This is a genomic window from Xanthomonas sp. NCPPB 2864, assembly GCF_056675615.1.
In genome coordinates this window covers 1,105,504-1,129,398 of sequence record NZ_JBWWVS010000001.1, presented here as the reverse complement: position 1 = coordinate 1,129,398, position 23,895 = coordinate 1,105,504, and the positions used below count along the sequence as shown (strand labels likewise).

The window sequence follows — 23,895 nt, the reverse complement described above, 5'->3', positions numbered from 1 at the left end:
ATCGTGCAGGTCGCTGGAAAACAAAATGACGAATCGGCTTGCTTGACTAGGTCATGGCAACGACTCGCCGAGGCGGCAGCGTGGCCGGGGATTGGCGGAGAGCGGCACAGGGATGTGCCGCGGCGGCGAGTCAGACAGGATGTCTGACCGAGCCGAGGAGCCAGTCCACGGATGCGCTGTCGCCCTCACCGAAGCCAGCGAATGGCAGCCGTGTACTGAGCAGTACCCAGACAACCCGTACCCTCTCACCCCAACCCCGCGCCCCGCGCCCCGCGCCCGGCCCACGCTTGCGGCGCGGGCGCTCCAACGCGCGCCCATGGCGCGCAAGCCGTGCCGCCTCGCCCCACCGGGAGAGGGCCTTTGCGCCTTGCCACTCAGGGCCTCAGTGCGCTGGTGAATGCCTTACGCCGGGAAAACTTCAGCAGGGTTGGCGGCTCACGATTCCAGCGCAACGCTTGTCGGCGGCGTCTTCGGCACGCCGCGCGCACGTCGTACCAGCGCGGCTGCGCCGTTGCTCATGTCATCGAGAATTGCGTAGATCGTCGGCAGGAACAGCAGGCTCACCACCGTCGAGAACGCCAGTCCGCCGGCGATCGCGCGGGCCATCGGGAAGTACGGCGGGCCATCGCTGAACATCGTGGTGCTGGTCAGCGAGATCGGCACCATCGCCAGGATGGCGGTGCCCATCGTCATCATGATCGGCCGCAAGCGCTCGCGTGAGCCTTCGATCAAGGCCTGCGTGCGGCCCATGCCGCGGCGGCGCAGGTTGTTGATGTGCTCGATCATCACGATGCCGTTGTTCACCACCACGCCCATCAACACCAGGATGCCGATGAAGGACATGATCCCGAACGAGGTGCCGGTGATCCAGAACAGCCAGAACACCCCGAAGATCGAAAACACCACGCCGCTCATGATCGCCGCAGGAAACAGCAGCGATTCGAATACCGCCGCCATCACCACATAGATCATCACCAGCGCGATCACCAGGTTGAACACCATCTGGCCCATCGCTTCGCCGTCGTCCTGGTAATCGCCGCCGTCGAAGGTATAGCTGTAGCCGGCGGGAAAACTCATCGCCTTGAGCGGCTTTTCCATTGCCGCGCGTGCTTCCGGCACGGTGACCTTGCTGGCCAGATTGGCCTTGATGGTCAGCGTGGTCTGGCGATTGGTGCGGCCGATCTGGGTGGCGGCCGGGCGAATCTGCACATCGACCAGACTGAGCAACGGCACGCTGCGGCCATCCTTGGTACGCACCGTGAAGCTGGCCAGGTCTTCCGGCTTGCTCTGTTCGGCGCCGGCAAAGCGCACCCACACCGGTACCTCGTTGTCGCCGCGGCGAAACTCGCGCAACGGCGTGCCACGCAACGCCAGACCGACGAAACTTGCCACCTGCTCGGCACTGAACCCGAAGGCTGCCGCACGCTCGCGGTCGACCCGGATCGCCAACTCGCTGGTGCGGTCGCCGGTGTCCACATGCACATCGCGCAATTCCTTGCGCTGCGCCAGCAGCGGCATCACATCGTCGGCCAGGGCCTGCAAGGCCTGGGTCGAATCGCCGACCAACTGCACCTGCACGCCTTGATTGCCGCTGCCGCCATCGCCCTGATTGCCGATGCTGTAGTCCGCACGTGCCGAGCGCGGCAAGGCCTTGCGGATCTGTTCCAGCAACGCCGGCAGCTCCTTGACCTTGCCCGCGTCGAAAGTCACGGTGGTGCTGCCGCCTTCCGCTTCGCTGAACCACGAATAGATCTGGGTGATGTGGTACTTGTCGCGATTGGCTTGCAGGTAACGCTCGACCCGCCCCACTTCCTCACCCATCTGCTCATGCGTGTACGAGCCTTTCCACTGATACTGGATGAAAGCCTCGTTGCCGCCATCGCCGCCGAACATGTCGACCTTGGTCAACTTCATCGGCACCAGGCTGATCGCACTGACCAACACGATGCCGGCCACGCTCCAGCCGCGATGGGCCAGCGTCCATGCCAGCACCTTTGCATAACGGCGCTGCAGCCGCGCAATCACGCCGCGCTCGGAGCTCACCATCGGTGGTGTCTTCATGCGCGCCGACAACATCGGAATCAGGCTGATCGCCACCAGCCACGAGGCCAGCAGCGAGACCGAAATGGTGATCGCGATCTGCGCCATGAAGATGCTGATGTTGTTGGTCTCGCCGAACAGGTTCGGCACGAACACGATGCAATGGCACAAGGTGCCGGCGCTGAGCGCGATCGCCACGCTGCGCGTGCCGAGCAGGGCCGCCAGCTGCGGTTGACCGGGCATGCGCTCGCGTTCCTGGTAGATGCTTTCCACCACCACCACCGCGTTGTCGACCAGCATGCCGACCGCCAGCAGCAGGCCCATCATGGTCAGGATGTTGAGCGTGACGCCGACGAAATACATGAAGCCCAGCGTGATCGCAAAGCAGATCGGAATCGCCAGCGTCACCATCAGCGTCGATGGCCAGTGGCGCAGGAAGAAGAACAGCACCGTGATCGACAACAACAGGCCCACCGCGCCGGCTTCGGCCAGTTCCGCCAGCGACGAGGTCACCGCCTTGCCCTGGTTGTCGATCACCTTGATCTGCACATCGCGCATCGCAGGTTCGGCGCGGATGTCCTCGACCTCCTTCAACGCCGCCTTGGACACATCCACCAGGTTGGCGCTGCGCTCCTTGTAGATATCCAGCCCGATCGCCGGGCGCCCATCCAGGCGGCGGCCGTAATTCATCCGCGTCGGCTTCAGCCGCACCTGCGCGATATCGGCGAGCCTTAGCCCCTTGGCATTGAGCACCAGGTCGCGCAGTTCCTGCAGGTCGCGCAATTCGCCGATTGGCTGTACCCGAATGCGCTGGCCGTTGTCGTCGATCTGCCCTGCCGACACCGAAAAATTGAGCTTGCCCAGGCGCTCGCTCAAGTCATTGAGGCTGAGGTCGTGCGCGGTGAGCCGGTCCGGCGCGATGGCGATCTCCACTTCGTTCGGCGGTGCGCCGGAGATCTCCACCTTGGCCACGCCGGGAATCCGTTCGATGCGCCGCTTGAACTCGCGGTCGAGCATGTCGTACGCGCCGGTCAGATCGGTCTGGCTGGCCAGGCGCACTTTCAGCACCGGCTCGTCGCTGCTGGACCATTTGTAGATGTGGAAGCGCTGCAGATCTTCCGGAAAATCGTCGCGGATGGCATCCAGCCGCTCGCGCGCATCCGATGCGGCGATGGCGATGTCGCGGTCCCAGTCGGAGAACTCGATGAAGATGTTGGCGCCGTCGGCGGTGGCGGTCGAGCGCATGCGCTTGATGCCAGTCATCGTCGCCAGCGCCTCTTCGGCCGGCCGCACCAGGTTGCGTTCCACCTCGTCCGGGGTGGACCCGGTGTACGGCAGTTGCACGAACAGGAACGGTGCGGAAATGTCCGGCAGCGCCTCCAGCGGCAGCCGGAACGCGGCAATCAGCCCCACCACCACCAGCGAGACGAAGCACATGATGGTGGTGACCGGCCGACGGATGCTGAAGGCGGCAACGCTCATAGCGCCTCCAGCCCGTCGGAGTTACCGGTCGCCTGCGCACGTTGGCCGGCCGTGCGCCGGCCACGCTCCAGGTAGTACGCATCGGCGCGACGGTCCAGCAGGTCGTACACCACCGGGATCACCAGCAGGGTCAGCAGCGTGGACACCAGCAACCCACCGATCACGGTGATCGCCATCGGCGCGCGCACCTCGGCGCCCTCGCCCATCGCCACCGCCAACGGCAGGAAGCCGAACAAGGTGCACAGCGTGGTCATCACGATCGGCCGCAAGCGCGAACGCGCGCCTTCGATCAAGGCCTCGCGCTTGGGCACGCCTTCCTCGCGCAGCTGGTTGACCTTGTCGATCAGGATGATCGCGTTCTTGGTCACCAGCCCCACCAGCAGGATCAAGCCGATGAACACCACCACCGACACCGGCTTGCCGGTCATCAGCAAGGCCAGCACCGCGCCGACCATTGCCAGCGGAATGGTGAACAGGATGACGAACGGATGCAGCAGCGATTCGAACTGCGAGGCCATCACCAGATAGACCAGAAAGATCGCCAGACCAAAGGCGAACAACAGCGACTTCACCGATTGCGCCAGTTCCTCGCCCTGCCCGCCGATATGCATGCCCACGCCGGCGGCCAGCGGATCGTTGCGCACCATCGACTCGACCTCGCGCACCGCGCCGCCCAGATCCATGTCATGCAGGCTGGCCGAGACGATCGCCACGCGGGTCTGATCGGCGCGATGGATCTCGCTCGGCCCGGTCGTCGCCACCACCTCGGCCACCGCCGCCAGACGCACCGGCCGGCTGCTGCCCGGGTTGACGATCAACTGCCGGATCGCATCCACACTGGCGCGGTCGCTGTGTTGCGCACGCACCAGCACATCGATCTTGCGATCGCGAAAGCTGTAGCGCGTGGCCACATCGCCGCGCACCTTCTTGACGATCACATCGGCGATCTGGCGGGTGGTCAGCCCCAACGCAGCGGCGCGTTCCTGATCGAAACGGATCTGGATTTCCGGGAAGCCCTCTTCCACCGTCGACTTGACGTCGGCGTAATGGCCATTGGCCCGCAGCATCGCCGCCAGTTTCTGCCCGGCACGTTCCAGCTCGCCCAGATCCTGCCCGCGCAGCTCCACTTCCAGCGGCGTGGAAAAACTGAACAATGCCGGCCGCGCAAAATCCACCTGCGCTCCGGGATGCCCGACCATGCTGCTGCGCAGCCGCCTGGTGGCCGCCGCTTCCACTTCCGGGCTGCCGCCGCCGGCCATCACCACGGTGAGCTTGCCGATGTTCTCGCCGCTCTCGGTGGGGTTGGCGTCCAGCCGCGTACCGCTGCCGCTCACCCCATACAACGAGGCGATGCCCGGGTCCTTGTCGTGCGCCAGCTGCAACTCGCGCACCAGGGCGTCGGTCTGCGCCAGCGGCGTGCCGGAAGGCAGCTTCACCGTCATTTCAAAGCGGTCCTGCGCCAGCTGCGGAATCAAATCCGCACCCAGCATCGGCACCAGCAACACGGTGCCGATGAACGCAGCGGCCGCCAGTCCCAGCACCAGGCCGGGCCGCCGCAATGCCGCCGGCAGCATCGCCAGATAACCACGCTCGGCGCGGCCATACGGCGCCATCGCCAGGTCGCTGGCCTTGCGCATCACCGGCGATACCACCCGTGCGATGCCGCGCCACAGCTTGACCACCGCCCACGCCACCGCGAAGAACGCGTAGCGCACGCTCGCGCCGGCCCCGCGCCGGCCGGCAGCCACCGGCTTGAGCCAGCGCTGCTGCGGCTGCCACTGCGGGTGGCTCGGCTCGTCCGGGAACGCCATCGGCGGCGTGCCCTTGAGCGAACTCAGCATCGGAATCAGCGTCATCGACACCACCAGCGAGATCGCGATCGCGATCGCCACGGTCAGCGCCTGGTCGCGGAACAGCTGCCCGGCGATGCCCTCGACGAACACCAGCGGCAGGAACACCGCGATCGTGGTCAATGTGGACGCCATCACCGCCATGCTGACTTCACGGGTGCCGGCGATTGCCGCATCCAGCACGCTCAGGCCACGTTCGCGCGCCTTGGCGATGCTTTCCAGCACCACGATCGAATCGTCCACCACCAGCCCGGTGGCCAGTGCCAGCCCGCCCAGCGACATCACGTTGAGGCTCAGGCCCAACTGGCCCATGAAGAAGAACGTGGTGATGATCGACACCGGCAACGACAGGCTGATCACGAAGGTGCTCCAGCCATCGCGCAGGAACAGGAAGATGATCAGGATCGCCAGCACGCCGCCGATCACCGCATCCTTCTTGACGTCGCTGATCGCGTGCTCGATGAAGTGCGACTGGTCCTCGATGGTGGTGATTTTCACATCGCCGGGCACGGTCGCCTTCAACTGCTCCAGCCGCTTGCGCAGCGCTGCGGCGGTGGACACGGTATTGGCATCGCCTTCCTTGTAGATCGCCAGCTCCACCGCTTCCTTGCCGCCCAGGCGGATGATCGCCTCGCGTTCCTTGTAGCCCTGGCGGACCTCGGCCACATCCTTCAATCGCACCGGCATGCCGCCGGCGATGCTGCTGCTGGACGCCGACGAGGTGCTCTGCACTTCGGCCGCCGCGGCCAGCGCCGCCTGCGACCCGGTGGATGCGGCGATCGCATACATCTGCTGCATCGCCGCTTCCGCGGCGCTGCCGCTGCTGCTTTGCGTGGTCACCAGCATGTTGCGGATCTCGTCCAGATCCACGAACTGGTTGACCGTGCGCACCAGATACCGCTGCGAGCCTTCCTCCAGCCGGCCGCCGGAGATATTGACGTTCTCCTCCTTGAGCCGGGTGATCACGTTGTCGATCGGCAGGTTGAGCTGCGCCAATTTCTGCTGATCGATATCGACCTGGATCTCGTCTTCCAGCCCGCCGCCGACCTTGACCGCGGCCACGCCGGCCACCGGTTCAAGTTTCTTTTTCAGATCTTCATCGGCGTAGCGACGCAGCCCGGTGAGCTGGCGGATCGCATCGTTGTCGGAGGCCGGCGCCTGTTTGGGCGACAGCGCCAGCCGCATGATCGGCTCGGTGGATGGATTGAAGCGCAGCAGCACCGGCGGCTTGGTTTCCAGCGGCAGCGACAGGGCTTCCATCTTGTCGCGCACCTCCAGGCTGGCCTGGTCCATGTTGGTGCCCCAGGCGAACTCCAGCACCACATCGCTCTGCCCGGTGCGCGAGATCGACTTGAGCTTGCGCAGGTTCTTGACCACGCCGACCGCTTCTTCCACCGGCTCGGTCACCAGCGTTTCGATTTCCGCCGGCGCCGCGCCGGTGTATTCGGTGCGCACGGTCAGCGTGGGGTAGCTCAGGTCCGGCAACAGGTTGACCTTGAGACTGCGCAACGCGATCAGCCCGAACAGCAGCATGGTCACGGTGATCATCGCGATGGTCACCCGCCGCCGCGTGGCGAAGGCCACCAGACCGCCGCCGCCGGGCAAGGGGGCATGCGGGTCGTGCACGGGTGCGTGCGGGTTGCCGTGATCGCTCATGAGCGTTTCCCGTCGCTGCCGGCTGCCGGTGCCGCAGCGGCAACCGGCTTGCGGTCGGGCTGGCCGATGACCTGCACCGCAGTGCCATCACGCAGTGCCACCTTGCCGGCGGTCACCACCTGGTCGCCTTCCTTCAGCCCTTGCCGCACTTCCAGCCACGGGCCTTCGGCATAACCGAGTTTCACCGGCACCCGGCTGGCCTTGCCCTTACGCACCACGAACACCGCCGGCTCGCCATCGTCCAGCAGCGCCAGGCGCGGGATCACCAACGCGTCCTTGCGCTGGTCGTAGTCGATGCGGATGCGCCCGAACATGCCCGGCTGCAGCGCTTCGGCGCCCTGGCCGAACGCACAGATCACCCGGAAAGTGCCGCTGCCCGAATCCACCACCGGCGCAATGCGGTCGACCTTGCCGATGAACTGCTGACCGGGCAAGGCATCGGCCAGCAAGGTCACCGGCTGGCCGGACTTGAGCGTGGCCAGCTCGCGCTCGGGCACGTTGAGCGTGGCCTCCAGCTGCGAATCGTCGACGATGCGGAAGATCGGCGTATTGATCTGCACGAAGTTGCCGGTCTTGATCGAGCGCGAGGCGATCACCCCGGAAATCGGCGCCTGCACCGTGGTGTAGGACAGCTCCAGCGATGCCAGGCGATGCTGCGCGCGGCTGTTTTCGACATCGAACTTGAGCTGGTCGACATCGGCGGCACTGACCAGCTGTTGCCCCACCAACTGGGTGGCACGGCGGTAACTGTTCTCCAGTTTGCGCAGCTGCGCTTCGCTTTGCGCCACCGCCAGATGCGCACGGTCCGGATCCAGGCGAACCAGGGCCTGACCCGCGGACACCTTCTGGCCCTCTTCCACCATCACCGCCAATGCCACGCCGGAGGTCTTGGCCACCACCTGCGCTTCGGCACGCGGCTCCAGGGCGGCGGTGCCGGTATAGCTGGCCGCCACCGCACGGCGTGCGGCCTTGGCAATTTCCACCGGCACCGCATCGACGGTTTTCTTCTCCTCGGCGGCCTTGGCCTCGCCATCTCCCGCCTTGCAGCCGCCCAGCAACAGGCTCGTGGTGATCAACAATGCAGCGGCGCAGGTTCCGCTGCGGCCGGGCAGGAAGGAGAGTGGCGACATCGTCGTGTCCTAGTGGATGCGTGAACAGGTGTTGTAGGCAAGTAGACCACCAGAACGATCATGTCGCCAATGCGCCAAAGGTCATGGTCTGTTCAAGTTCGCGTATTCACCCCGTTTGCGCCACGCCAAATCGCAGGCATACTCGGACCGGTTCCGCCACGCCCCCACGTGCGGACGTTCAATCAGTCTTCCGGATACGAAACCATGCGCCCGCAGCCGCTCGCCGCTTGTCTCGCTCTGGTCGTCTTCCTGCCGTTTGGGGGCGCATCAGCGACACCGTCAGTCACGCCAGCCGCACCCGCCACCCCTTCGCCCGCCGCGGCAGTGGCTACACCCGCAGCGCCCACCGGCAATCCGTCCAACGGCCGCTTGCTGGCCTATACCTGCCAGGGCTGCCATGGCGTCACCGGCTACAAGAACGCCTATCCCAGTTATCGCGTGCCCAAGATCGGCGGCCAGTCCATCCAGTATCTGACCCAGGCGCTGACCGAGTACCGCCAGGGCAAACGCAAGCATCCCACCATGCAAGCGCAGGCGCAGAGCTTTTCCGAGCAGGACATCGCCGATATCTCCGCCTACCTGTCCACCCTCAAATAAGCGCCCACATGCCGAACGCCCTGCACGCTCCGCGTCTAGCCATCGCCCTGGTCGCTGCCCTGATGTTGGCGGCCTGCTCCCAATCCCAGGTCGAGTCCACCGACCATTCCGCTGGCGATGCCGGCCACGCCAGCGGTGAACATGGCTCCGGCTCGTCTGCCGGCCTGCCGACCGGGCGCGCCGACGCCGGCGACAAGCTGGCGCACGCGAAAGGCAAGGCCACCGGCCAGAGCTGCATCGATTGCCACGGCGCCGACGGCAACGCCCCCATCGACCCCAGCTATCCCAAGCTCGGCGGCCAGTACGGCGATTATCTTGCGCACGCCTTGCAGGCCTACCGCAGCGGCGATCGCCAGCACCCGTTGATGACGGCGCAGGCCACTGCACTGAGCGATCAGGACATCGCCAACTTGGCCGCCTACTTCGGTGCTCGACAGACGCAGCTGCGCGACCTGCACGGCGTCAACTGAGTTGCCGATGCGCAGCGTGCCCCGCGCACGCTGCGTCTCATGCGAAATGAAAAAGCACTTGCGCGAACATTAACAGGCCGCTATCATTTCGTTCTCAGTTTCGTGGGGCCATAGCTCAGCTGGGAGAGCGCCTGCATGGCATGCAGGAGGTCGGCGGTTCGATCCCGCCTGGCTCCACCACTCCTGACTTAGGCCGTCAGGGTGACAACTCAGGTTTTGATACGCGTCCCCATCGTCTAGAGGCCTAGGACACCACCCTTTCACGGTGGACACCGGGGTTCGAATCCCCGTGGGGACGCCAATCATCTGAAAGCCCCGGCACTGCCGGGGCTTTTTTTTGTGTGTTTTTCAGCATCGATTGCATGCGCGGTCATCTGCATGCGGTGCTCGTGGTGGCATCTCGATCTTCTGAGACGATTACGCAGCGGCTTCGCATCATTGCAATGCGGCCCGACCCCAACCTGCCGTTGCCGGCACAGCCGCACACATGTCGATGGTGGAGAACGCACACGCTTGCAATGTCGATTGGTCGTCCGCGCAGACTGTTGCAGCTTGCCGACGTACGAAAGAAGCCACCACCACGACGCCTTCATTTACTGCGCGACCAGACAATCGTCCATACAGACGACATCGCATCCGGTCGACCTGCGACGCGCGCACCCATCAACTGCTCGCGAAGGCATGCGCCACGCTGCTCCCGCTACTGGCGAATCGGTCGTGCAAACTTTTTTGCACACACCACTTCCCAAGCGCCATCGATGTCGCTATGATCGCCGGCTCGCAGCATCGTGGGGCCATAGCTCAGCTGGGAGAGCGCCTGCATGGCATGCAGGAGGTCGGCGGTTCGATCCCGCCTGGCTCCACCAAATTCCCGACATAGGCCGTCTGGAATCTACAACCAGGTTTTGATACGCGTCCCCATCGTCTAGAGGCCTAGGACACCACCCTTTCACGGTGGACACCGGGGTTCGAATCCCCGTGGGGACGCCAATCATCCGAAAGCCTCGGCACTGCCGGGGCTTTTTTTTGCCTGAAATTCAGCGGTACCCTGTTCCACCGCATGCAGGCGTGGCGACACGATACGCGCGCATCCTGTCAGTCCATCCACACACACGCGCGCATCGATTGTGGAACGCGCACAGCTTGGTTGCGCGTCTAACGAATCCGCACAACGACGGATCAGGTCTGGCCGACATCCAGCGCCTTGCGGCCTTCGTGGGTGAGATCGATGTCGCCGTCTTCGGCCTGGGTCGCATAGCCGGCACGCACTGCCCAGTTGGCCTCTTCGTCGGCGACCGGCCTGGTGTCATGGATGTCGCGCAAGATGCGCAGTTGCTGCGAAGAATCGAAATCCATGGGAAGCCACCTGCTTGAAAAGAGCTTTCCAAGGTACGCATCGCGCGTGATGGCTGCGTGCCTACAGGCGTGTACCAGCAACCCACGCTCATCTCGCCGGAATTTTCAGCGACCACGCATCATCGATGCGCGGCAATGGAACACGCCGCCATACAACGAAGAACGTGACGTCGCTGCACCAGCTGCTGCACCACGTCGACCACAAATCGCTCCGTTTCTGACCGCAATGCTGCTGAGCGCGACGGGTCAACAGCCGGCAGACATTTACCGGTTCCGGCGATTCTTGAGCGCATAAAAGAAAAGCCCCTCTGACCGTCGCCAGAAGGGCTTTGCTTGTACCGCTACATCCTGGTGCCGAAGGTGGGACTCGAACCCACACGCTTTTAAGGGCGGCGGATTTTGAATCCGCTGCGTCTACCGATTCCGCCACTTCGGCGTGGCCGCGCAGTATAGCGACTTGCGCATGAAACGAACAGTGTCAGAACGCGCCTGACGAATTCAGCTGCAAGCAATGGCGTCAGCGCTGCGGTGGAGCAGTGTCGATATACTGGCCGACTTAGGTGAAGGAGTAAGCAATGTCGGTGTTGCGTGGAGTTCGGGTGCTGGTGGTCGAAAACGACCAGATGAATGCCATGCTGCTCGATCTGCAGCTCGTCCAGGCTGGCGCGGTCGTGTTGGGTCCGGTCGGGGAAGTTGCGCAAGCGCTGACCCTGATTCAGGCCGATGCGCCGGAGATCGCAGTGCTCGACTACCGCCTCGGCAATGGCGAGACCAGCGAGCCGGTCGCCCGGTTGCTGTCGGAGCTCGGGATTCCGTTCGTGCTGGCGACCGGTGTTGCCAGTGGCACCATCCCCAGCGGCTTCGAGCGCGGCGTGATCCTGACCAAGCCCTATTTGTCAGACGAACTGATCAGCGCTTTGGCCAGGGCACGGCAACTGAGCGGCGCCGCCAGCTGAAAGCTCCAACCAGCCCCTGGGTCGCCAGCATGCGGGCCCGGCCGATGCCCTCATGCATCGCCAGCCACACCCAGACCGCCCGCCTGCTGCGCTTAACGTAGGCTCATCGCGCGGTCGCGCCGGCTGCCACACCCCTCGATCACGGCTCGCTTGCCACTAGAATCGTGCATCCAGGCATGATGGGCAGGTCACCAATGGATATCGCCGTGTCGCCGTTTGCCGGTCTGTTGCCGGAGACGTGCGAGACAGCCGGGCTGTTGCTGGCATCGTCCGCATGCGCCGCCGACCCGCTGCTACGCGACAGCCCAGCGCTGCGCACGACGCTTTCGCTGTGCCTGCATGCACAGGCGCCAATGTTGCTGGTCTGGGGCGAGCAGTCGCGCTGCATCTACAACGATGCCTGCGCCGCGCTGTTGGGTGAACGCCACCCGGCAGCATTCGGCCAACCCTTGGCGGAACTTGCAGACGGCGCTGAAGCCAACCACAGCGATGCCGATGCGCGTGCAGCATTGACGCTGTCGACGTGGTCCTGCAGCCCGGTGCTGCAGGCCGGCAAACCTCTGGGCATGCTGTATGTCGCCGGCACGCCCGCCCCTGCTGCAGGGCCGCCCCGTCGCGAGTCCGCGCCCGCAGCGGTGTCGCCTTCGCTCGACCAGTCGCCGGCCTTCATGGCGGTGCTGCGGGGACCCGGCTACATCATCGAAAGCGCGAACCAACGCTTCCACGAGCTGGTCGGCCAGCGACCATTGCTCGGCCGTCCGTTGCTCGAGGCGATGCCGGAAGTCGCAGACCAGGGCTATCTTGAGCTGCTCGATGAGGTGCGGCGCAGCGGCCGCCCCTTCATCGGCGAGTCGATGTCCGCCTATCTGCAGCGCACGCCCGGCAATGCGCTCGATCAGACCTTCGTGGATTTCCTGTATCAGCCGATGCGCGAGCGCGACGGCCGCATTGACGCGATCCTGGTGCACGGATTCGATGTCACCCAGCAACGCAGCATGGCAAGTCGCGACAGTTTCCTGCTGATGCTCGAAGACGCGCTGCAAAACGTTTCCGATCCGCGTCAGATCATCGATACCAGCGTGCGCTTGCTGGGCGAGCATCTGCAGGTCAATCGCTGCGCGTTCGGCCTGGCGGCGGCCGACGGCAGAACCATGCACGTGATCAGCGACCATGTGCAGGACATGCCTAGCCTGCAGGGCGATTTTCCGCTGGAAGTGGCACAGGGCCTGCGCGACGCCCTGCTGGAGAATCGCCCCTGGTTCACCACCGATGCGATGGCGCCCGGCGCACCGGACTACGTGGCGCAGCAGTACCGCCGCTCCGGCCTGCGCGCGTCGCTGGCGATTCCGCTGCACAAACACGGCCGCCTGGTCGCGGCCATCGGCGTGCATCAGCGCGCACCGCGGCGCTGGCTGTCCGCCGAGATCGAGCTGGTCCGCCTGGTTGCGGCGCGCTGCTGGGAATCCATGCAACGCGCCAAGGCGCAGCAGCAACTGGCCGCCAACGAGGCGCGGCTACGCCGACTGGCCGATACGCTGCCACAGATCATCTTCATTGCCGACCCGGAGGGTGAGCCGCATTACTTCAACCGGCGCTGGTACGAATACACCGGACTGGATCCTGCCGACCACCAGACCGCCGCGTGGCATCAGGCACACACCGCCGATGGCCTGCAGCTGTCTGCGCAGGCCTGGGCGTTGGCCATCGAGGGCGAACGCGCCTACGAAATGGAGTGCGAGCTGCAACGCCACGATGGCCAGCGGCGCTGGCATCTGGCGCGTGCCCTGCCCGTGCGCGGCGACGACGGCAGCATCAGCGAGTGGATCGGCACCTACACCGATATCCATGACCGCCGTGCGTTCGAGCAACAGCTGCGCGAAAGCGAAGTGCGCTTCCGCGCCTTGTGCGAGACGGTGCCGGCAATGATCTGGATGGCCGATGCGCAGGGCGACTGCGTGTACTGGAATCCGCGCTGGTACCACTTCACCGGGCAGGCCGAAGACCAGGCAATGGACCAGGGCTGGTGGGATGTGATGCATCCGGACGACGCCGAACGCGTGCGCCACGCATTCGGCCAGGCCTTGGAGCAGCGAGGCGAGTTCCTGGCCGAGTACCGCGTACGTCGTCACGACGGGCAATACCGTTGGTGCATCGATACCGCGTCGCCGCATTTCGCCAGCGACGGACGCTTCCTCGGCCATATCGGTTCGCTGACCGATATCTCCGAACGCAAGCTGATCGAGGATGAAACCGCCTCCGATCGCGCCATCCTGAGCCTGATCACCACCGGCGCGCCGCTGCCGGTAGTGCTGGACGCCATCGCAGCGAGCGTGGAAGCGCGTGGCGAGATTGCGCTGTATTGCGCGGTGATGGTGCTGGATGACGTACGCAAGATGCTGAGCTTCGGCTCGGCGCCGCATTTTCCGGTCGAGTACCGCGGGCATTTCGAAGCCTCGCCGATCGGGCCGAACGGACCGCCGTGCGCGCGCTCGGCCTATCTCGGTCAGCAGGTGATCTGCGAGGACATCCAGGCCGACCCCAGCTTCAGCGACCACCACGCGATTTCGGCGGCGCTGGGCATCGTCGCCTGCTGCGTGACGCCCATCCTGGACAGCAACGGCCAGGTGCTGGGCACGCTCAACATCTACTACGACCGCGTCCACCTGCCCTCGCTGCGCGAACAGGCGATGGCGCGCTCTGCATCGCATCTGGCCGGCATCGTCATCGAGCGTACGCGCGTGGATGCCAAGCTCAAGCAATCGCTGCAGGCCGAGACTGTCGCACGCAGCCAGGCCGAGCATGCCAACCGGGTCAAGGACGAGTTCCTGGCCACGCTCAGCCACGAATTGCGCACGCCGCTCAATGCCATCCTGGGCTGGTCGCGGTTGATGCAGTCGGAGGTGTTCGAGCCGGCCAATCTGGGCAAGGGGCTGGTCATCATCGAACGCAGTGCGCGTGCGCAGACGCAGATCATCGACGACCTGCTCGACATGAGTGCGATCCTGTCCGGCAAGATCCGCCTGCAGGCAGAGCACTTCGATATCGCAGGACTGATGCGCAGTACGGTGGAGTTGATGCAGCCGTCTGCACTTGCGCGCGACATCGCGCTGGAACTGGATGCACCCGGCGAGGGCGAGCTTTGGTTCTTCGGCGATGCCGGGCGGCTGCAGCAGGTGCTGTCCAACCTGCTCAGCAATGCGCTCAAGTTCACCTCACCCGGCGGAACGGTGCGGGTGGCGCTGGACATCGAGGACGAACGGCTGCGACTGTGCGTGCAGGACACCGGCATCGGGATTGCGGCCGAGTTCCTGCCGCATGTGTTCGACCGCTTTCGGCAGGCCGATGCCGGCACCACGCGGCGCGTGGGCGGGCTGGGGCTGGGCTTGTCGATCTCGCGCCAGTTGGTCGATCTGCACGGCGGCAGCCTGGGTGCCTCCAGTGCGGGCGAAGGCAAGGGGTCGACCTTCACCATCGTGCTGCCGTTCCAGCACGGGGTCAGCGATCTGCGTCCCGCGTCGGCCGGGTCGCTGCAGGTCGGTCCGCTGCCGAGTGATTGTCTCGGGCGCCTGGATGGCGTGCGCCTGCTGCTGGTCGACGACGACCAGGATTCGCGCGAGGCGGTAGTGCAGTTCCTGATGCTTGCCGGCGCGCAGGTGCAGGCGGCCGGCTCGGTGGAAGCGGCCGAACAATGCCTGGCAGAGACGCCCTTCGACGTGCTGGTCAGCGATATCGCCATGCCGGTGCGCGACGGCTACGACTTGATCCGCACCGTGCGCTCCGGCCGCGCCGACCTGCCGCGGCACATCCCTGCGATCGCCCTCACCGCCTATGTGCGCGAAGAAGACCGCGACCGCGCTGTGGTCGCCGGATTCGATGCGCATATGGGCAAGCCGGTGGAACCACCCGGCCTGGTCGACCTGATCGAACGCCTGATCTTGCCGACGCGCGCGGTACGCAGCGAGGCGTGAGATCGCCTGGAAACGCAATAAAACAGCGTCGTCAACCAAGTGCTGCTTGCAGCACACACACACCGACCATCCCAACAGGTCCTTGCCCGCCTACCGTCGCGGGACCTTACGCGGCATGGATGCCGCGTAAGAGCCTACATGGACCTAGTTGCTGCGTGTCCTGCGATGGTGGGCGGGCAAGGGCCCCGCAGCCAGACCGCAGGTCAGCCGCCTTATGACTGATCGTATCTGCATAGGCGCACCGCGGTGGTCGGAGTGCACGGACCCGCAGCCAAGTTGCAGATCAGCCTGCCCAAGCGCGATCCAATCGCAGCCGGACCCGCCGCCTTGCGAGCGGGTCTATCTACACGGCCCAGCCACGCCAGGACAGCCGCCGGGCACGCTGGCTCAGCCGCGCTTGGCGCGCGCGAATGCCGCGGCCAGCGCGTTGTCGGCCGGCGGCGCAGTGGTGCGCGGCTTGCTGTTGCCCTGCGCCGGGCCACGCCCACCGCCACCCTCGCGCCGGCCCTGCCCCGCGCCGCCGTTGCCGCGCTGATCGCGCGATTGGGCTGCAGCATCGGCCGGCGGTGGCGTATCGGACAGACGGCAGGTCAGCGCGATGCGTTTGCGCGCCACGTCCACTTCCAGCACCTTGACCTTGACGATGTCGCCGGCCTTGACCACATCGCGCGGATCCTTGACGAAGGTGTCCGACAACGCGGAGATGTGCACCAGGCCATCCTGATGCACGCCGATGTCGACGAACGCACCGAAAGCGGCGACGTTGCTGACCACGCCTTCGAGCACCATGCCCGGCTTGAGGTGCTTGATGTCCTCGATGCCTTCGGCGAACTGTGCCGCCTTGAACTCGGGGCGCGGATCGCGGCCGGGTTTTTCCAGCTCCTTGAGGATGTCGCGCACGGTCGGTACACCGAACTGCTCGTCGGTGAACAGCTCCGGCTTGAGTCCACGCAGGAAGCTGCCGTCGCCCAGCAGGGCCTTGATCGGCTTGCCGGTGCTGCCGACGATGCGCTCGACCACCGGATAGGCTTCCGGATGCACCGCCGACACGTCCAGCGGCTCGTCGCCATCGGCGATGCGCAGGAAACCGGCGCATTGTTCGAAGGTCTTGTCGCCCAGACGCGGCACCTTGAGCAGGTCCTTGCGGCGCTTGAACGGACCGTTGTCGTCGCGATGGCGCACGATGTTTTCCGCCACCGTGCTCGACAGCCCGGATACGCGCGACAGCAGCGCCGCCGACGCGGTATTGACGTATACGCCGACCGCATTGACGCAGTCTTCCACGCGCGCCTCCAGCGCCTTGGCCAGACGATATTGATCCACGTCGTGCTGGTACTGGCCCACGCCGATCGCCTTGGGCTCGATCTTGACCAGCTCGGCCAGCGGATCCTGCAGGCGCCGCGCAATCGACACCGCACCGCGCAGCGACACGTCCAGATTGGGAAACTCCTTGGCAGCAAACTCGGACGCCGAATACACCGACGCACCGGCTTCGCTGACCACGATCTTCTGCAGCTTGCTCGCCCCGCACAGCGCGATCGCCTCACCAGCGAGCTTGTCGGTCTCGCGGCTGGCGGTGCCATTGCCGATCGCAATCAGCTCCACGTTGTGCTGCATGCACAGCTTCTTGATCGTCTGCAGCGACTGCTCCCATTGCCGCTTGGGCTCGTGCGGGTAGATCGTCTCGGTGGCCACCAGCTTGCCAGTGGCATCGACCACGGCGATCTTGCAACCGGTACGGATACCCGGGTCCAGCCCCAGCACCACGCGCGGGCCGGCCGGCGCGGCCAGCATCAGGTCCTTGAGGTTGTCGCCGAACACGGCGATCGCCTCGGCCTCGGCCTTCTCCCGCGCCTGGTTGAACAGGTCCAGCAGCAGATGCATGTGCAGCTTGGCGCGCCAGGTCAGCCGGCAGGCATCCAGCAACCAGCGATCGGCCGGACGGTTCTGGTTGGAGATGCCGGCATTGCGCGCCACACGGCCTTCGGCGTACTGATGGCCGGCCTCGGCATCGTTGCCCGGCTCCAGATCCAGGTACAGGAACTCCTCGCGGCGCGCACGAAACAGCGCCAGCAAGCGGTGCGAGGGAATCTTGGACAGCGATTCGGCATGATCGAAGTAATCGCGGTACTTGGCACCGGCCTCTTCCTTGCCCTCGGCAACGCGCGCGCGAATCACGCCGTTGTCGTTCAACCAGCTGCGCAGCTCACCCACCAGGGCGGCATCTTCGCCCCAGCGCTCCATCAGGATGGCGCGTGCGCCTTCCAGCGCTGCCTTGATATCGGCCACGCCCTTTTCTGCGTCAATGTACGCCGCAGCAGCGACTTCCGGCGCCTGGTTCGGGTCGGCCAGCAGGCCATCGGCCAGCGGCTCCAGACCGGCTTCGCGCGCAATCTGCGCACGCGTGCGGCGCTTGGGCTTGTAAGGCAGGTACAGGTCTTCCAGCCGCGACTTGCTGTCGGCCGCCACGATCTCGGCGCGCAATTCGTCGCTGAGTTTGCCCTGCTCGCCGATGCTGGACAGGATCGCCGCGCGGCGCTCTTCCAGCTCGCGCAGATAGGTCAGGCGCGTTTCCAGATTGCGCAGCTGGGTATCGTCCAGCCCGCCGGTGACTTCCTTGCGGTAGCGCGCGATGAACGGAACGCTGGCGCCTTCATCGAGAAGGGCAATGGCGGCGCGCGCCTGGGCGGGTTGGGCACCGATCTCGTCGGCGATGGTGCGAGCGATCTGCTGGGCAAGCTGGCTGTCGTGCATGGCGGCGCGGCCGGAGCCGCTTCACTGAAAAAAGCATTTTCGCAGTGCTGGCCCGCCGCGGGAACCCGTTGACAGGATCGCCATAACCCTATGCCGGCGCGCCCGTCGATGGCTGACAAGCGCTAGCGGGCGATCGTCAGGTGGTTACCGATGGTGCGGAAGCGCTGAAGTACCGTTGCGATACCTGCAGCAGTGGGCACTTGGCGCCCACTGACGGTGGGCGCACTCGTCCGGTCGGCCGCGCTTAGCTGGCGCGACCTGCGTAATGCGTGGCCGCGCGCTCAACCAGGATGCTTTCGTGCAGCGATTCCAGTGCCATCACGCGGATCTTGCCGACGTCCTTCAACGGCACCATGCGCTCGACATAGATCTCCGGGCCAGCGTCGGTCATCGCGCGCGACTTGCTGAACCCGTAAGGCACAACTCCCTTGTCGCCATCTTTGCTGCCACCGACATACAGAACGATCGACATGCCCACACCCTCATTAACAACTGTGACTACGTTAGTGGCGCGAGCATAACGACCGTGCCGTGAGGAGCTTTCCACGCACGTTAACGCCGGCTGTTTGCGGTTTGGTGACGGCGGGATCCCCTCGCCTGTCTGCACAACCGCTTCACCCGGCCTGCCGGTCCAATTGCGCTCCACCCGCACGTACGACACCGCATGGACCTCAAGAGTGGCTACCCGTTCTGGTCGATCCGCAATGGGTTGATGCGCGCCTATCCGCGTCTGGAGCGGGACACCGATTGCGAGGTGGCCATCATCGGCGGCGGGGTCACCGCCGCGCTGATCGCGCACGAACTGCTCAAGCACGGGCACGAGGTGGTGGTGCTCGAGCAGCGCGAGATCGGCTGGGGCAGTACCTCGGCCAGTACCGCCTTGCTGCAGTACGAAATCGACACACCGATGATCGAGTTGGCCAGGCATTACGGCATGCCGGCGGCAGCGCTTGCATACGCTGCGTGCGCGCAAGCCATCATCGACCTGCAAGGCCTCTGCAATACGCTGGGCGGCTGCGACTTCAGCCGTCAGGACAGCCTGTACTACGCCAGCCGGTCGCGGGATCTCGACGACCTACGCAGCGAACTGCAGGTGCGAAAAACCCACACTCTTCCGGTCGAATGGATCGAGCGCGCGCCGTTGTGGCACAACTACGGCGTACGCTCCGAGGGTGCGATCCTCAGCCGCCTGGCTGCCAGCGTCGATCCGTATCGGCTGTGCTACCGCCTGTTTGCAGAAGGCGAGCATTACGGCGCGCGCATCTACGACCGCACCGCGATCGCCACCCTCACACCCCACGACCGGCATGTCGCGTTGCGCACCCGCGACGGGGTCACGCTGCGCGCCCGGCACGTCATCATGGCCGCAGGCTACGCAAACCAGCAGTGGCTGTCGCAGCGCGTGGCACGCAACCGCAGCAGCTACGCATTCGTGACCGATCCGCTGCACGATGGCGAGATGGGCGCGCTCAAGCACACCATGATGTGGGAAACCGCGCGTCCCTATCTCTACCTGCGCAGCACGCCGGATGGACGCGTGGTGGCCGGCGGCGAAGACGACAATATCGATCTGCCCGCACGTCGCGACGCACGTGTCATGCGCAAGCTGAAGACGCTGCTGAAGAAGATCCACCAGACGATGCCGGACATCAGCCTGCGCCCGGTGTTCGCCTGGGGCGGCACCTTCGCCGAAACCGCCGATGGACTGCCATTCTTCGGCCCGCATCCGCAACATGGGCCGCGGGTGTCGTTCGCGATGGCGTACGGCGGCAACGGTATCACCTACAGCGCGATCGGTGCAGGCTTATTGCGCGCGCAACTGGAAGGCAGGCCTCACCCGTTATCGGACCTGTTCGGTTTCTCGCGGTTGCGCTGAGATCCCCACGGCCACCAGCCGTGGCCGTGCAGCGCATACGTGTCGGCGGCCCGTTCAAGTGGATTGCGCACGTGGATGCCGCCGCACAGCAGATACACCGGCAAAAACAGCGGGCCGAGCAGCATGTACTGGTAGACATGCGCACGTTCGTGGTCGCCCAGGCGCACCGGCGGGTGCTGACAACGCCCTGCCGCATGCGCATACGTGCTGCACTGCAGATCCAGTGAGGCGCCCTTGAGCAGGATCACATTGCCCAGCGTCATCGCCCCGCCCGGTCCCCATGGCCAGGCATGGAACACCACGGCCACTTCCTGCCCGGACCAGCGCGGACGCGCGCCGAAACAGCTGCCGGCGGCACCGATGGCAAGGCCAAGCAAGGTATTGGGCAGCGTCCACAACGCGCCCAGCACCTGCACGGACGACCACCGGCGCCGGGCGGGCGTCAGTCGGCCTGATTGGGGATCAGCAGCCACAGGATCAGATAGACCAGGATGCCGGGGAACGCGGCCGAGGCGATCGACACGATTACGAACAGCACCCGCAACAGCGTGGAGCTCCAGCCGAAGCGGCGGGCGATGCCGCCGACCACGCCGGCGATCATGCGGTCGTTGAGGGAACGGGACAATGTGGTGGTCGTGACCATGGAAGGCTCCTTCGAACGTGTCGCCCAGTCTAAAAAGCGCAGCGACTGCGCCTTGTGACGGCTGCGGCTGCTCGCTGCAGGCACAGCGCAACCCGAAGCCGGATCACGCGTTGCCGCCACGCTCCTGCAACCAGCGGTGGATCGCCACCGGCACCTCGCGCTGCGCACGTCCGGAGACGTAGATGCCGATATGCCCGCCGCGGAAACTCAGCTCGGTGTAGTCGTCGCTGCCGACCAGGCCGCGCAATGCACGCGAGGCGTCGGGCGGCACCAGATGATCGTGTTCGGCGTAGATGTTGAGCACCGGCATGTCCACCGCCTGCAGGTCGACCGCCTCCCCGCCGATGCGCACCTGCCCGGTCACCAGCCCATTGCGCTGATAGAACTGGGTGACGAACTCGCGGAACGCCTCGCCGGCCAGATCGGGCGAATCGAAGATCCACTTTTCCATGCGCAGGAAATCTTCCAGCGCCTGCTTGTCGTCGAGGATGTCGAGCAAGCCGACGTATTTCTGCAGATTCAGCCGGAACGGTTTGAGCATCAGGTAACTGGCGTTCATCAGATCCGCCGGCACGTTGCCCATGGTGTCCACGAACAGATCCACATCGACCATGCGCGCCCAGTTGGAGAGCATGTTGTCGGGGGTGTGGAAATCCACCGGCGTGACCATGGTGATCAGGTTGCGCACCTTCGGCCGCTGCAGCGCCGCATAGCACAGCGCAAACGTGCCGCCCTGGCAGATGCCGAGCACATCGACTGCCTCCAGCCCCGACTGCGCGCGCAGGTGATCCACCGCGCCATCGATATAGCGCAGCAGATAGTCCTCCAGCGTCAGGTAACGCTCGGAGCGGTCCGGGTAGCCCCAATCCAGCACGTAGACGTCCTGGCCGTGGCCCAGTAGGCCCTTGACCAGCGAGCGGTCGGCCTGCAGATCGACCATGTAGGGGCGGTTGACCAGCGCGTAGACGATCAGCAGCGGCGTCCTGGCCACCGGCGCCTGCTCGCCGACAAAGCGGTACAGCACCACCTTGCCATCGCGCCAGATTTCCTCGCGCTCGGTCACGCCGTAATCCACGTCTTCCACGCCGGGCAGCAGCTTGAGCCCCTCGCGCAGCTTGCGCTGCATCGACAGGGTTTCCTGCATCAGGTCTTCGGCGCTGAATCCCAACGGGCCTTTCATGTCTACGCTCCACGTGGCTTGCGTGCGGCCGGCTTACCGGAAGCTGTGCCGGCCGATGGCCTGGCGGCGCTTTTGGCCGCCTTCGTGTTCTTGGCTGGGGCGGTTTTCGCTGGTGGTTTCTTGGCCGGGCTGGTCGCCGCTGCCGGCTTGGGCGCAGTGTCCGCCCTGGATGCCGGCGCGCGCCTGGCCGTGGCCGGCGCAACCGGGTCAGCCGCCGCTGCAGCCGGCTTGCCGGCCGGGCTGGCCGGGCTGGCCGCGGTGCGCAGCATGCGCCGCACCGCACGTTCCAGCTCGGCGATGCGGCGGTGCGCGGCGTCCATCTCCGAACGCGTCGGCATCCCGAAACGCTCGCTCAACTGCTCCACTTCTTCCTGCAACGCGGCGCGCAGGCGCATATGCGCATTGGCAAAGCCGCCATACACCTCGCGAAACTGGTCGGACAAGGCGACGTCGGCATACGACTCTTCGGCGGCCTCGATCCACAGATCGAACAAGGCACGCGCACTGGTCAGCTGACTGCCGCTGCTTTCGTGCTCCCCCAACTTGGAGGCGAACAGGCCGAACGCCTGCTCGATGGCCGACTTGAGTTGTTCGCCGTAGGCCTGCGATTGCGCTTGGTACTCCTGCTGCGCACGGGCCAGCGTCTGCAGGCGTGCCTGGTGATTGCGGCTCACGCCGAATGCCGGCATGTCCAGCCAGGGCGCGTTTTCTTCCCGCCACTTCGCCAGCGCCTGCGCAGCGTCCTGCAGCCACGGGTCGAAGCCGCCGGGGCTGCCGCCACGCAGCGAGCCCAGCGTCCACTGCATCAGCTGCTCGCCCTGCCCCTGCACGGCGCGTCGCCAGGCTTCGGAGACTTCGTTGGCCGAGGTGTCGCGCCCGGCAAACTGCGCGGCCACCTGCTGCATGGTGCCGAACCAGTCGCCGGCCTGATGACGGAAGCGGTCGATGGCCTCCTGCGCCTGCGGTGCGGCCTGGGTGGGCAGCAGTTGCGACCACCAGTCCATCGCCTTGCGCCAATCCTGCGGTGCGTCGCTGCCCGGCCCCGCCCCGGGAACGGCGCCGGGCTGGGCAGCGGCGCCGGACTGGCCGTGGCGCATGGCATCTCCCCAGGCGCTCCAGTACTGGCGCGCGTTGTCCTCGAAGTTGCCGTTGTCCGAACCGCTGGTTGCCATGATCCCTTCCCGTGACTGTCCACCAGCCATCCTACCGCGTGTGCCCGGCCGTACCGGTCAGGGCTTGGGGATGCGCAGCGTCTTGCTGATCATCAGCGAGCCGGACACCGCAAACAGCAGCACCAACGGGTGCAACTGCCACGGCCCGAGCTGCCACTGGCCCCACCACAAGGTCTGGCCGATATGGCCGCTGCTGGCGGCCACCGCCAGCAGGATCACCAGCAGCAGGCTGGTGGGGATCGGGGTGCCCTCGAAGTACGGCACCTTGTCGGCCTCGCCGGCGATCTCTTCGGCAGTCACGTTGTAGCGCGCCAGCCGGCTCACGCCGCAGCAGACGAAATAGCTCAGCACCAGCCAATCCCAGCCGCCGCGCATGCCGCAGGCATAGCCCAGCGCCGCCGGCGCCACCCCGAACGAGATCACGTCGGCCAGCGAATCCAGCTCGCGGCCCAGGGTCGAGGACGCCTTGCGCCAGCGCGCCACATGCCCGTCCAGCGCATCGAACACGAACGCCAGCGGGATCAGCGCCATGCCCAGCAGCAGGTCGCCGTGATGGCCTTCCTGCAGGAAGCGCATCGACGCGAACACCGCGCCGGTGCCGCAGAAGGCGTTGGCCAGGGTGAACCAGTCCGCGAGTTGGAAATCGCGCAGCATCGAGAAATGGCGTTTCATGCGGAACCTGAGAAGAGCAAGGCGCAAAGGGTAACGCGCGCACGCCATGCAGGCGACCGTTTCGCGCTATCGGCTAGGCTGGCGATCAGCGTG

The 23,895-nt window shown here is 65.6% G+C and carries 15 protein-coding genes, 5 tRNA genes and 2 pseudogenes; 10 read left to right on the top strand and 12 right to left on the bottom strand.

What is annotated here, in order from left to right; genetic code table 11:
- Positions 1-435: 435 nt before the first annotated feature.
- Genes AC1KVE_RS04750 through AC1KVE_RS04740 form a run of 3 tightly spaced genes read right to left on the bottom strand, consistent with a single transcriptional unit; the run spans position 436 to position 8,158 of the window.
- The gene (locus AC1KVE_RS04750; RefSeq protein WP_104645779.1) at positions 436-3,522 is read right to left on the bottom strand and encodes an efflux RND transporter permease subunit; all 3,087 of its coding nucleotides are present in this window, start codon (positions 3,520-3,522) and stop codon (positions 436-438) included.
- Positions 3,519-7,028, bottom strand: a complete 3,510-nt coding sequence (locus AC1KVE_RS04745) for an efflux RND transporter permease subunit (RefSeq protein WP_481091831.1) — start codon at positions 7,026-7,028, stop codon at positions 3,519-3,521. Before AC1KVE_RS04745 ends, AC1KVE_RS04750 begins: the two co-directional genes overlap by 4 nt.
- Positions 7,025-8,158 carry an efflux RND transporter periplasmic adaptor subunit gene (locus tag AC1KVE_RS04740; protein WP_024938697.1) on the bottom strand — a complete coding sequence of 378 codons (1,134 nt, stop codon included), beginning with the start codon at positions 8,156-8,158 and terminating at the stop codon, positions 7,025-7,027. Before AC1KVE_RS04740 ends, AC1KVE_RS04745 begins: the two co-directional genes overlap by 4 nt.
- 204 nt (positions 8,159-8,362) lie before the next feature.
- On the opposite strand from AC1KVE_RS04740, the gene AC1KVE_RS04735 reads away from it, so the two are divergent.
- The 6 genes from AC1KVE_RS04735 to AC1KVE_RS04710 all read left to right on the top strand — a co-directional run bounded on the left by AC1KVE_RS04735 (position 8,363) and on the right by AC1KVE_RS04710 (position 10,215).
- Positions 8,363-8,755 carry a c-type cytochrome gene (locus AC1KVE_RS04735; protein WP_481091832.1) on the top strand — a complete coding sequence of 131 codons (393 nt, stop codon included), beginning with the start codon at positions 8,363-8,365 and terminating at the stop codon, positions 8,753-8,755.
- An 8-nt stretch (positions 8,756-8,763) separates the two neighbouring features.
- A complete protein-coding gene (locus tag AC1KVE_RS04730) occupies positions 8,764-9,225 on the top strand; it encodes a c-type cytochrome (RefSeq protein ID WP_481091833.1) in 462 nt (153 codons plus the stop codon).
- 104 nt (positions 9,226-9,329) lie between these two features.
- A tRNA-Ala gene (locus AC1KVE_RS04725) sits at positions 9,330-9,405 on the top strand.
- 45 nt (positions 9,406-9,450) lie between these two features.
- Positions 9,451-9,526 (top strand) — tRNA-Glu (locus tag AC1KVE_RS04720).
- 489 nt (positions 9,527-10,015) lie between these two features.
- Positions 10,016-10,091, top strand: a tRNA-Ala gene (locus tag AC1KVE_RS04715).
- 48 nt (positions 10,092-10,139) lie between these two features.
- Positions 10,140-10,215, top strand: a tRNA-Glu gene (locus tag AC1KVE_RS04710).
- A gap of 189 nt (positions 10,216-10,404) precedes the next feature.
- On the opposite strand, the gene AC1KVE_RS04705 is transcribed toward AC1KVE_RS04710, so the two are convergent.
- Both AC1KVE_RS04705 and AC1KVE_RS04700 read right to left on the bottom strand, forming a co-directional pair.
- Positions 10,405-10,581 carry a hypothetical protein gene (locus AC1KVE_RS04705; RefSeq protein ID WP_166771333.1) on the bottom strand — a complete coding sequence of 59 codons (177 nt, stop codon included), beginning with the start codon at positions 10,579-10,581 and terminating at the stop codon, positions 10,405-10,407.
- A gap of 349 nt (positions 10,582-10,930) precedes the next feature.
- Positions 10,931-11,017, bottom strand: a tRNA-Leu gene (locus AC1KVE_RS04700).
- Between the two features lie 139 nt (positions 11,018-11,156).
- Between AC1KVE_RS04700 and AC1KVE_RS04695 the strand changes: the two genes are divergently transcribed.
- The 3 genes and pseudogenes from AC1KVE_RS04695 to AC1KVE_RS04685 form a co-directional block, all read left to right on the top strand.
- Positions 11,157-11,537, top strand: a complete 381-nt coding sequence (locus tag AC1KVE_RS04695) for a response regulator (RefSeq protein ID WP_046342825.1) — start codon at positions 11,157-11,159, stop codon at positions 11,535-11,537.
- A 176-nt stretch (positions 11,538-11,713) separates the two neighbouring features.
- Positions 11,714-12,517 (top strand): annotated as a pseudogene (locus AC1KVE_RS04690) (PAS domain-containing protein); the annotation flags it as partial.
- Positions 12,518-12,523: 6 nt separating this feature from the next.
- Positions 12,524-15,505, top strand: a pseudogene (locus tag AC1KVE_RS04685) (PAS domain S-box protein); the annotation flags it as partial.
- A 387-nt stretch (positions 15,506-15,892) separates the two neighbouring features.
- Here the strand turns inward: AC1KVE_RS04685 and AC1KVE_RS04680 are convergent.
- Positions 15,893-18,259 carry a Tex family protein gene (locus tag AC1KVE_RS04680; protein WP_024938700.1) on the bottom strand — a complete coding sequence of 789 codons (2,367 nt, stop codon included), beginning with the start codon at positions 18,257-18,259 and terminating at the stop codon, positions 15,893-15,895.
- 244 nt (positions 18,260-18,503) lie between these two features.
- Positions 18,504-18,731: a hypothetical protein gene (locus tag AC1KVE_RS04675; RefSeq protein ID WP_016904406.1), complete on the bottom strand. Its 228-nt coding sequence runs from the start codon at positions 18,729-18,731 to the stop codon at positions 18,504-18,506.
- Positions 18,732-18,923: 192 nt separating this feature from the next.
- Between AC1KVE_RS04675 and AC1KVE_RS04670 the strand changes: the two genes are divergently transcribed.
- Positions 18,924-20,135, top strand: coding sequence for an NAD(P)/FAD-dependent oxidoreductase (locus AC1KVE_RS04670; RefSeq protein ID WP_349777777.1), 1,212 nt, complete (start codon positions 18,924-18,926; stop codon positions 20,133-20,135).
- On the opposite strand, the gene AC1KVE_RS04665 is transcribed toward AC1KVE_RS04670, so the two are convergent.
- The 5 genes from AC1KVE_RS04665 to AC1KVE_RS04645 form a co-directional block, all read right to left on the bottom strand.
- Complete coding sequence (locus AC1KVE_RS04665) at positions 20,093-20,608, bottom strand: hypothetical protein (protein ID WP_349777776.1); 516 nt, start codon at positions 20,606-20,608, stop codon at positions 20,093-20,095. The genes AC1KVE_RS04670 and AC1KVE_RS04665 overlap by 43 nt on opposite strands.
- Complete coding sequence (locus AC1KVE_RS04660; RefSeq protein WP_104574704.1) at positions 20,578-20,778, bottom strand: PspC domain-containing protein; 201 nt, start codon at positions 20,776-20,778, stop codon at positions 20,578-20,580. The genes AC1KVE_RS04665 and AC1KVE_RS04660 overlap by 31 nt, the downstream gene beginning before the upstream one ends.
- 103 nt (positions 20,779-20,881) lie before the next feature.
- Positions 20,882-21,958 carry a class III poly(R)-hydroxyalkanoic acid synthase subunit PhaC gene (locus AC1KVE_RS04655; protein ID WP_024938704.1) on the bottom strand — a complete coding sequence of 359 codons (1,077 nt, stop codon included), beginning with the start codon at positions 21,956-21,958 and terminating at the stop codon, positions 20,882-20,884.
- Between the two features lie 2 nt (positions 21,959-21,960).
- A complete protein-coding gene (phaE, locus tag AC1KVE_RS04650; protein WP_481092052.1) occupies positions 21,961-23,133 on the bottom strand; it encodes a class III poly(R)-hydroxyalkanoic acid synthase subunit PhaE in 1,173 nt (390 codons plus the stop codon).
- A gap of 54 nt (positions 23,134-23,187) precedes the next feature.
- On the bottom strand, positions 23,188-23,850 hold the full coding sequence (locus AC1KVE_RS04645; RefSeq protein WP_481091834.1) for a CDP-alcohol phosphatidyltransferase family protein: 663 nt from the start codon (positions 23,848-23,850) through the stop codon (positions 23,188-23,190).
- Positions 23,851-23,895: the final 45 nt, after the last annotated feature.